Consider the following 9,576-nt stretch of genomic DNA (forward strand, 5'->3'; position numbering starts at 1 on the left):
CGCACGACATTTGAGAGGTTGGCGGCATGACTCAGGGGACTGGCGCACCGAACGGGGCAGCACCTCGACCGGGCGCCGAGGTTGCACCGCTGGCACCGGATGTGCAGGCACAGCAGTGCCTGCTGCCGTCGAGCGCACCCGTGGCGCCGTACGACTCGAGCGTGCGCGGCGAGGCTCCTGCGGCTCCTGCCGAACCACGACGCAACATCTGGGGGATGTGGGCGCTCGGCGTCGCCGCGCTCTCGCTTGTGCTCGCGTTCATCCCTGTCCCCGTCCTGAACATCGCGCTTGCGCTGTCGGTCGCCGCCGTCGGGTGTGTGCTTGCCGTCATCGCGCTGTGGCAGAAGCGGCGTTCGAAGGCCCTCGGCATCATCGCCCTCGTCACGCTCTTCGTCGGTGTGCTCGCCTCCGTCGTCATGACGTTCGTGTACTTGTCCGTCATCAGCTCGTCGATTGCGAACCTGTGAGCGCGCCAGCCATCACCCAGCTCCTTCTCGGGGGACGAGCCGCCGGCACCGAGCTCCGCCTCATCTCCGTGCCTGAGGCGACTTCCACAAACGACGTGCTCGCCGACATCTGGGAGCGCACAGGCGGGGAGGCCAGCCAGAACCGGGCCCTCAGCACGCTTGTCACCTACGCGCAGACCGCTGGCGTCGGACGGCACGGGCGCGAGTGGATCTCCCCGCGGGGCAAATGCCTCGCGGCATCCACACTCGTCCGACTCGCCGATGACGAGGCCGCGCCCCGCATCCTCGGCTGGCTGCCCCTCATCGCAGGTCTGGCCCTTCGCAGCGCGATCCTCGAGCTGTCGTCGCCGGCGCCCGGCTTCCGTCCTGACGAGCAGGCTGCCCGCGTCGAGATCAAGTGGCCGAACGATGTGCAGATCGAGGGCCGCAAGGTCGCGGGCATCCTCGGTCGAGTCCTCGGCACCCGCGATGGCGAGCTTTCCTGCGTCGTCGGCACTGGCGTCAACATCACCCTGCAGGCCGATGAGCTTCCGACCCCGCAGGCCACCTCGCTGGCACTCAGCGGCATGCTCCCCGAGCGCCCGGCAGAGCTTCTGCCGGCGTACCTCTCCGAGTTTGTGGCACGGCTCGAGGCGCTGCGCGAAGCAGGCGGCGACGCGCTAGCCAGCGGTGCGCACGGGGAACTGAGCGATGTCTGCTCGACCCTCCGCTCCCGAGTGGCAGCTACCCTCCCCTCTGGAGAGGTCCTGCACGGCTTCGCGACCGAGCTCACGCCCGAGGGACACCTCGTGATCCGAGGCGATGACGGCGCGACGAGGGCCGTCGCGGCGGGCGACGTCGAGCGGGTCCGCCCCGAGAACGGGGCCTGATGCGCGGGCGCCCACCGCACCCCAGTGAGCAGTCCTGGGACCAGATCTTCGGGGCCCCGGCGAACGTGCAGCAGACGGGGCAGCAGTACGCGGCGCAGCCCCAGGCTGCTCAGTACCCGAGCCAGCATGCGCCCCGGCAGCAGGCCGCCCCGGTCCGGCATGAAGACGCGTATCCCACCCAGTACGGCGACCCCAGCCAGCAGTACCAGCAGCCGGTTCAGCAGCACCCCGGCCAGCAGTACGGCGGCCAGCAGCACGGCCAGCAGTACGGCGGCCAGCAGCACGGCCAGCAGTACGGCGGCCAGCAGTACGGCGGATCCGCGCAGCAGTCGGGCGCCCGCCCGGACCTCCACCAGCAGCGCCAGTACGAGCCGCTCGGCATGCGACTCCCAGAGCAGACGATCATGCGTGTCCGCAAGCACGGCCGGCGCCTCGTCCTGCCATCGGTTGTGCTCGTCGCCGGGTTCGCCGCAGCTGGCTACAACCTGGGCGCGCTGCAAGAAGCGACGATCGGGGCCCGCCACGCTTGGCTGCTCATCTCACTCGCCGCGATCGTGCTGCTCGGAATCGTGCCGATCGTCGTCTGGCTGCAAGCACGCAACCGCATCACCACTCACCGCGTCGTGCTCTCGCATGGCACGCTCACCAGCGAGACCCGCGAGATCTACATGAACTCGATCGTCGACGTCACCCTGCGGCGCAACCTCTGGCAGGCGATGTTCCGCTCAGGGACGATCGTCATCACGTCCGTTTCCGGGCACCGGCTGAGACTCGTGGACGTACCGAGCGCCAACAGCGTTGCCGCCTGCATCCGGGAACTCAGCGGGCCGTGACGTCTGAGTTGTTCTTCTCCTGCATCTCGGCGACCCGCTTGGGGGAGAAGACCCAGAAACGGTAGAGAATGAAGCGGAAGATCGCACCGAGGCCGATGCCGACGAGGTTGGCGATGTTGTAGGCCACGAACGAGTGGTTGTCGAGCACGGCGTTCGTGAACCAGATCGGCAGGAGGCCGATGCCGAGGCCCACGAGACTCACGCCGAAGAACTCGATGGCCTCGCGGAAGTTGTCCTGCCGCTTGTGCTGGCGGAACGTCCAGATGCGGTTGCCGATCCAGTTCGTCACGATGGCCGCGCAGGTCGAGATGACCTTGGCCCAGAGCGCGCCGTGGGCGACCTCGCTTGGGTTGAGGACCGTCAGCATGAGGACGTTGAAGAGTCCAGTGTCGACGATGAAGCCGACCCCGCCGACAAGCCCGAAGTTGATGAGCTGCGCCATCATGCCCTTCGACGCGGCGATGCGTCGGAACACGTTCGTGACGCGGCCCCAGAGGGTTCGGGACGTGCGCTGCGCAGGGAGATCGAACTCTGCCGTCTCGGCGGCGACGAAGCCGACGAAATCTTCTGGCTCAGAGTGGTGCGGCTCTGCGTGCTTGCGGGAGCGATTGGTCAAGCGCTCGACCTCCATGGTGCGGCACTTGCGGGGATGAAGCCACCGCAAGCAAGATAAACTGTTGGGGAGATGTGACCCTCGTCGGAGTATAGACACGTCAGAGCAAAAGGCACGGAACTGCCACAGCAACGCGCGTGGGGAGAACTCCCCAAATGTCGAATTTCGACGCGAGCTCACAGACTTCTGCCGGCAGCAGGCTGCCGGCAGCACTTTCGAATGGAGCGAACCATGGGTCAGGTCGTCGGCGTCATCGGAGCCGGGCAGCTCGCGCGAATGATGCTCCCACCCGCCATCGAACTCGACGTCGATCTGCGGGTCTTCGCCGCCGGCCGCGGTGAGAGCGCAGACCGGGCGGTCACGGCCGTCGGCGACATGCACGTGCTCGAGGAGGTGCTCGGGTTCGCGCGCGACGTGGATGTGGTCACGTTCGACCACGAGCATGTGCCCCAGGAGGTCCTTCGCGGACTCGTGGATGCGGGGATCGCCGTGCGGCCGGGTCCGCACGCCCTCCAGTACGCGCAGGACAAGCTCCTCATGCGCCGACGCCTCGCCGAACTCGGCATCCCCATCCCCGAGTGGGCGGAAGTCCACAACGAGACTGAGCTGCAGTCCTTCATCGACGCCAACGGCGGCGTCGCGGTGCTCAAGACCCCGCGAGGCGGCTACGACGGCAAGGGGGTGCGCATCGTCCGGTCGGGAGCCGACGGTGCGGACTGGTTCGCAACTGGCGACCCGCTGCTCGTCGAAGAACGCGTCGACTTCCGCCGCGAGCTGGCGCAGCTCGTGGCCAGGCGCCCATCGGGCGAGATCGCGCTGTGGCCAATCGTCGAGACCGTGCAGCGCGACGGTGTCTGCGCAGAGGTCCTCGCCCCAGCCCCAGGCGCGGAAGGCGCGGACGACCGCCTCGGCTACGTCGCCGCCACCATCGCGCAGTCCGTCGCCCTCGGCCTCGACGTGACCGGAGTGCTCGCGGTCGAGCTCTTCGAGACCACCGACCAGCGCATCCTCGTCAACGAGCTCGCGATGCGCCCCCACAACTCAGGTCACTGGACGATCGACGGGTCCACGACAAGCCAGTTCGAGCAGCACCTTCGCGCCGTCCTCGACCTCCCGCTCGGTGACACCGGCATGACCGCGCCGCACGCTGTCATGGTCAACGTGCTCGGCGGCCCGCGGGAGGGCAGCTACGGCGACAGGTACGGGAAGGCGATGCACGAGCATCCCGATGCGAAGATCCACAGCTACGGCAAGTCGGCGCGTCCGGGGCGCAAAGTCGGCCACGTGACGGTCGCAGGCCAGGACCTCGACGATGTCGCCTACCGCGCACGCGCGGCCGCGGCAGCGTTCGACGACGCCAGCGCCACCTGAGCCGAACGCGAGACGGCTGCCGAGGCCGGCGGCTGAGGCTGCGCGAGGCGCCGCCTGAGACAGTGCAGGCGCGGCTTCGAGGCGCAACCTCACCGGCCAGCCTCAGCGCCGCCCGGCGCACGCGCGTCTACGCTTGCACGCATGAGCGACCACCCCACCGCATCGCCCGCGCCCGCTGAAGCGGCCTCGCAGACCGGGCCGCTCGTCGGCATCATCATGGGCAGCGACAGTGACTGGCGCGTTATGCACGAGGCCCGCGACGTGCTCGCCGAGTTCGGCGTGCCAGCAGAAGTCGAGGTCGTCTCGGCACACCGCACCCCAGAGAAGCTCGTCAGCTACAGTCGCGAAGCGCGAGACCGCGGCATCCGCGTCATCATCGCCGGCGCCGGCGGAGCCGCCCACCTCCCCGGCATGGTCGCCTCCCTCACGACGCTGCCCGTCGTCGGCGTGCCCGTGCCGCTCAAGTACCTCGACGGCATGGACTCGCTGCTCTCCATCGTGCAGATGCCAGCAGGTATCCCGGTCGCGACGGTCTCCATCGGCGGAGCGAAGAACGCGGGGATCCTCGCCGCGCGCATCCTCGCCACAGGTGATCAAGCGCTCGCGGCCAGACTCGCCGACTACAGTGACGGACTGCGCGACGCCGTCGAAGCCAAGAACGACGCCCTCAAGCAGTCGCTCTAGCCCACGAACACGCCGGTCAGACCGTCGCCGCATCCCTTGCTCCTCGACCGCAGGACCCCATGACACTCACCCTCCCGCTCCGGTACCCGGACGCCAGCTCGCCGCAGCTCATGACCAGGCGCGCCTGGTGGCTGCTCATCGCGAACTTCTTCCTGCCTGGGACCGCGCAGGTGCTCGCCGGGAACCGCAAGCTCGGGCGCTTCATGCTGTCGCTCTGGCTCGGCGGAATCGGGGCGATCCTCGTCCTGGCGATTCTCGCCTTCGTGCTCCGCGGCCCCCTGCTGTTCGTGTTCTCCACGACGCTCGGCATCACACTGGTGCACCTCGTGCTTCTCTTCTACGTCGCCATGTGGGTCGTGAGCGGTCTCGACGCGCTCCGTCTCGTCCGCATCATCAAGCTCGAGCAGGTCGCCCGGCCCCTCATCGCCATCGTCGGCGTTGTGCTCGTCGCCGTGCCGCTCGTCTTCGCCGCCGTCACCTCGCAGGTCGCCAACCAGGGCAAATCCGCCATCGAGGGCCTCTTCGGTGGTGCCTCGAATGGCATCCAGCTGCCCGCGGATGGCCAGCTCAACATCATGATGCTCGGCGGCGACCGCGGCGACGACCGCGAGGGTCTCCGCCCCGACTCCATCAGCGTCATGAGCTTCAACGCGTTCACCGGCAAGCTCACCACCATCGGCCTGCCCCGCGCGATGGAGAGCTTCCCGTTCAGCGAAGGCCCCATGCAGGACCTTTACCCGAACCTCTACGAGGGCTGCGCTGTCGACGTCTGCTACCTCAACTCCGTCTACACAGAGGCGACGATCTCCGAAGACGGCAGCTACGCCGACGCCGCAGAGCATGGCTCAGAGCCGGGCATCGAGGCGATGCGTGACGCCGTCGAGGGCATCACCGGGCTGAGCATCCAGTACTACGTGCTCGTCGACATGGCCGGTTTCACCGAGCTCATCGACGCCCTCGGCGGCGTCGACATCAACGTCACCGAGCGTGTCGGCATCGGCATCAACGACGACGGCTCACCCGGATGGGCTCCGGCGACCGAGTACATCGAGGTCGGTCAGCAGCACATGGACGGCTCAACGGCGCTGTGGTACGCCCGCTCCCGGTACGAGACCACCGACTTCGCGCGTATGGAACGGCAACGGCAGTTGCAGGAGGCGATGGTCGCGACCATGACCCCCGGCAACCTGCTCGGCAAGATCGGCCCCGTCACGGACGCCCTCGAGAAGGTCGTCCAGACCGACATCCCGGAGGGCATGATCGGCTACGTCGGCGACCTGCTCCTGAAATCGCGGAGCGGCAACAGTGTCCGACTCGACATCGTGCCGCCCAACTTCGACCAGGGTAACCCAGACATCCCGACCATCCACGCCGCCGTCCAGGACGCGATCGCCTCCGACCCGCCAGAGGCGACCCCGCCCCCTGAGGAAACCGCCCCCGCCGAGTAGCGCGGCCCGCCGCCGCTCCGCGTCCTCTCCGCCGCCGGCGCCGCGCCCCGCGCCGCGCCCCGCGCCCGCTCGCGCCCGCTCAGTCTCGGGATGGGTTGCTCATCTCAGGATGGGTTGCAAGCCATCCCGAGATGAGCAACCCATCCCGAAACTGACGTCTGCGACTCACCTTGCACGCTTCCGGGCAGCTCTCAGCTGTGCGAAGAAGGCGGCGCGACGCTTGAAGAGATCGTCGCTGGTGATGCGAATCACGAGCCAGCCGGCCTCCTGGAGGCGGTTGATCCGAGCGACGTCCTTCTTGGCTTGCTCTGGGTCCCAGTGATACTCACCGTCGTATTCCACAGCGATCTTGAGTTCCGGGTACGCAAGGTCGACGCGGCCGATGAAAACCTGGCCCGCGTGTACTCGGTACCCCACGACAGGTTCCGGAAAACCAGCATCTGCGATGATGAGACGGGTAAGGGTCTCCATTGGGGATTCCACACCCTGTCGGACCTGAGGAAGTGCCGCGCGCATCCGCGTCGCGCCGACGTTACGACCCCAGCTCGCCAGGACCCCGGCAAGCGACGCCGCGGACGCGAGCTCGGGCACAGGCGCGAAGACATTGTGGGGCGGCCCAGCGAAATCCGGGCGGATGATTCCGCGATAGCTACCTGAAGTCGTAGCCAGAGCATCGCCCACAACGACCAGCTCTCGAATCGAGAGGACCCGGGCCAACAAGGCCCAGGTGAGTTCTGGCGGTGTGAGGGGCTCTCCGAAAGGGGCAGTCATCTGCCAGATGTCTGGGTGGATGCTCCTGCCTCGGATTCCGGCGCCGGTGGGCTTGTTGCGGCCAGTCGGAACGACGATGTGGACGGTTGCATCCTGATCGAATCTCCGCGGTAGGGGGAGGCCCCAGAATAGGGCGGCCGTGACGTCGCTGAACGCGTGCCATGCGCGCATCCGGGGGAGAAATGCTCTTGCGATCTCGATCGGCGCCGAGATGCTGCCGGTGATCTGCACTCCGCGGTGAGGCTGCGTAAACGCGCCTCCGTAGAGCTCCTGCGGTGTCGCGCCTGAACGAAGTGCATCACGAGTGGTGATCGCGCGTGCCGACGGTCCCGCGGGTGTTGAGCGCTCGGAGTTCATGCGGCTCAGGCTAAAGAGACTCGTTCGACTTCGTCTTGTTTATCCACAGGTTCGTCGTGCGGCGAGCTCACGCACCAGACTCTCGGGATGGGTTCCTCATTTCGGGATGGCTAGCAACCCATCCCGAGATGAGCAACCCATCCCGAGACGGCGCGCGGTGGCTTCAGAGGCCGGGCGGCGCGAAGAACGCGAGCCAGAGGAAGAGGATGCCCGCGACCGCGAGGAGGATCGCGAGGGTCCGCCGGTAGTCCCACTTCGCGGCCTTCGAGTAGAACCCGACGACGCGCGCCGTGACGGACGGGATCTTGGTCCACACCCAGGAGAGGGCGAGGAACGGCGCCGACAATGCCAGCAAGAAGACGACTTAGGCGACACTGCGGAGCAGATCGTCAGAGGTGAGACCGTGGATGAGGCGCCCGGTGAGGTACATGATCGGCAGGGTCGTGAAGCCGACGCAGGCGCCGAGGCCGAGCAAGAAGTAAGCGGGCGCGGATGCGCGGGGCTTCGCGGGTGCCTTCGTCTTCGTCGGGAAGTCGCGGACCCTCGCTCGCCAGACGAGCACGACGGCAACGGAAATCAAGAAGATCACACCGACGATGAGGTCGATCGTGCGGTTGAGGAGTGCCGCGTCGAGATTTCCGCGGAAGGTCGTTACGAGGGTTGTCGGGTCGAAGCTCCGGAAGATGAGCAGGAGCACGGTAGCTCCGGCCGCGAGCCCGAGGAGCATCCACCCCAGCCGCTTTGCCACGTCGACGCCGCGGGCGAGCAGGTCGCCGGTCGCTGCGTAGAGAGCAGGGGTGAGCCCCATGGCGAGCCCGAATCCGCAGAGCGACAGCAGGGAGGTGGTCCAGCGCAGAACTTCGTCCAACGCCAATCCAAGTCTTGCGCCAAGAACACGGCGCTGGTGCGCCTAGAGGTCGGCGTGGAAGTTCCAGATCTGGTCGGCGGAGATCTCCCACGAGAACATGCCGCCGCGGTCCTTGCCGGCGAGGCGCAGCCGGCGCTCGAGGTCGCTGTCGGCGAGGACTCCCGCGATGGCGCCCGCGAGACGCTCGGGGTAGCCGGCGTCGGCGATACCGTCGCCACGTTCGACGACGAGGGTGGCGTCGAGCCCTACCTCCACGAGCGCTGGGTCGTCGGAGGTGATGACTGGAGTGCCGAACTTGAAGGCCTCGATGATGGGCAGTCCGAATCCGGCGCTGAGGCTCGGCACGACGAGGGCGCTGGCGCGCTGCAGGGCGACGGCCAGCTCCTCATCGCTGATGACGCCGACGGAGACGACACGGTCTCTCTCGATTCCAGAGTCGCTCACGAGCGCGTCGAGACTGACCTCTCCGCATTCGCTGGGCCCGACGACGACGAGCTTGACGCCATCGAGGCTCTTGTCGCCGAGCGCCTTGAGGAGCTGGGCGAGCCCGTGGCGCTTGTGCAGGGAGGCGAGCGTGATGATGTACTCATCCGGCAGCTTCAGCGACTCGGTGATAGCGTCGCCGGCCTCCTCGGATGCAGGGAGGCGGATGCTGGCTGCCGCGGCCGGGCTCATGACACGCACGCGGTCGCCGAAGTCGTAGTGCTCGATGACTTGGTCGGCGACGGCGTTGGTGGCCACGACGATGCCGCTTGCGTAGCGGAACGCTCGACGCAGGAGCGCTTTGTGGTGCTTGACGCTGTGCGAGCTGACGAGCTCTGGGTGCGTGAACGCCGTCATGTCGTGCCAGGTGACGACGGTCTGGTCGATGCCCTGGCTGAGCGAGATGTCGCGCATCGGGGCGAGGGGTGTGAAGCTGTGGATGAACCCGCCGCCGACGGAGTTCGTGAGCAGTCCGCGGGACCATGAGGACTCGAGGCGCTCTGGGCGTAGCGGGGCCTGGACGACGTTGCTCAGCCCGGGGACTCGCTCTTCGAGCAGCGCGATCTCCTCGCGCGAGCGCTTGGGAATGATCGCTTCGACGTCGCAGCCGCGCGGCGCGCGCGCGATGAGCTGACGCCCGAGCTCTTCGCTGTAGCGTCTGGTTCCGCCTGGGCGCTCGTCGGCGGCGCGATCGAGCAGGACACGAAGGGTAACCATCAGGTGTTGAGGACTCCTTGCGCGGCGGCGTCTTCGAGTGCATCGAGCCAGGGCCGCATGGGTGGAACCCCCGCGTTCGTCCAGGCGTCGTGGCC

11 protein-coding genes are annotated in these 9,576 nt (G+C 67.6%); 6 read left to right on the plus strand and 5 right to left on the minus strand.

What is annotated here, in order from left to right; genetic code table 11:
* Nucleotides 1-26 precede the first annotated feature (26 nt).
* Genes C5B85_RS19190 through C5B85_RS10530 form a run of 3 tightly spaced genes read left to right on the plus strand, consistent with a single transcriptional unit; the run spans nt 27 to nt 2,169 of the window.
* Nucleotides 27-467 (plus strand): hypothetical protein, encoded by a 441-nt coding sequence (locus C5B85_RS19190; protein ID WP_181064386.1) that lies wholly within the window; start codon nt 27-29, stop codon nt 465-467.
* The gene (locus C5B85_RS10525) at nt 464-1,336 is read left to right on the plus strand and encodes a biotin--[acetyl-CoA-carboxylase] ligase (protein WP_181064387.1); all 873 of its coding nucleotides are present in this window, start codon (nt 464-466) and stop codon (nt 1,334-1,336) included. The genes C5B85_RS19190 and C5B85_RS10525 overlap by 4 nt, the downstream gene beginning before the upstream one ends.
* On the plus strand, nt 1,336-2,169 hold the full coding sequence (locus C5B85_RS10530) for a PH domain-containing protein (protein WP_104285970.1): 834 nt from the start codon (nt 1,336-1,338) through the stop codon (nt 2,167-2,169). The genes C5B85_RS10525 and C5B85_RS10530 overlap by 1 nt, the downstream gene beginning before the upstream one ends.
* Here the strand turns inward: C5B85_RS10530 and C5B85_RS10535 are convergent.
* Nucleotides 2,156-2,785, minus strand: a complete 630-nt coding sequence (locus C5B85_RS10535) for a GtrA family protein (RefSeq protein ID WP_181064388.1) — start codon at nt 2,783-2,785, stop codon at nt 2,156-2,158. The two genes, C5B85_RS10530 and C5B85_RS10535, sit on opposite strands and share 14 nt — an antisense overlap.
* 183 nt (nt 2,786-2,968) lie before the next feature.
* Here C5B85_RS10535 and C5B85_RS10540 point away from each other — a divergent pair, with 183 nt between their 5' ends.
* From C5B85_RS10540 to C5B85_RS10550, 3 genes are all read left to right on the plus strand, one after another.
* Nucleotides 2,969-4,153, plus strand: coding sequence for a 5-(carboxyamino)imidazole ribonucleotide synthase (locus C5B85_RS10540; protein ID WP_258070720.1), 1,185 nt, complete (start codon nt 2,969-2,971; stop codon nt 4,151-4,153).
* A 141-nt stretch (nt 4,154-4,294) separates the two neighbouring features.
* Entirely contained in the window at nt 4,295-4,837 is a 543-nt protein-coding gene (purE, locus tag C5B85_RS10545; RefSeq protein WP_104285973.1) for a 5-(carboxyamino)imidazole ribonucleotide mutase, read from the plus strand.
* Between the two features lie 59 nt (nt 4,838-4,896).
* Entirely contained in the window at nt 4,897-6,285 is a 1,389-nt protein-coding gene (locus C5B85_RS10550) for an LCP family protein (RefSeq protein ID WP_104285974.1), read from the plus strand.
* A gap of 165 nt (nt 6,286-6,450) precedes the next feature.
* On the opposite strand, the gene C5B85_RS10555 is transcribed toward C5B85_RS10550, so the two are convergent.
* The 4 genes from C5B85_RS10555 to C5B85_RS10570 form a co-directional block, all read right to left on the minus strand.
* The gene (locus C5B85_RS10555; RefSeq protein ID WP_104285975.1) at nt 6,451-7,413 is read right to left on the minus strand and encodes an endonuclease domain-containing protein; all 963 of its coding nucleotides are present in this window, start codon (nt 7,411-7,413) and stop codon (nt 6,451-6,453) included.
* Between the two features lie 163 nt (nt 7,414-7,576).
* Nucleotides 7,577-7,768 (minus strand): hypothetical protein, encoded by a 192-nt coding sequence (locus tag C5B85_RS10560; RefSeq protein ID WP_104285976.1) that lies wholly within the window; start codon nt 7,766-7,768, stop codon nt 7,577-7,579.
* A gap of 9 nt (nt 7,769-7,777) precedes the next feature.
* The gene (locus C5B85_RS10565) at nt 7,778-8,281 is read right to left on the minus strand and encodes a hypothetical protein (protein ID WP_104285977.1); all 504 of its coding nucleotides are present in this window, start codon (nt 8,279-8,281) and stop codon (nt 7,778-7,780) included.
* Between the two features lie 42 nt (nt 8,282-8,323).
* Nucleotides 8,324-9,481, minus strand: a complete 1,158-nt coding sequence (locus C5B85_RS10570) for a glycosyltransferase family 1 protein (RefSeq protein WP_104285978.1) — start codon at nt 9,479-9,481, stop codon at nt 8,324-8,326.
* Between the last annotated feature and the right edge of the window lie 95 nt (nt 9,482-9,576).

It is taken from the genome of Pseudoclavibacter sp. AY1F1 (assembly GCF_002931075.1).
Taxonomy (GTDB): domain Bacteria; phylum Actinomycetota; class Actinomycetes; order Actinomycetales; family Microbacteriaceae; genus Pseudoclavibacter.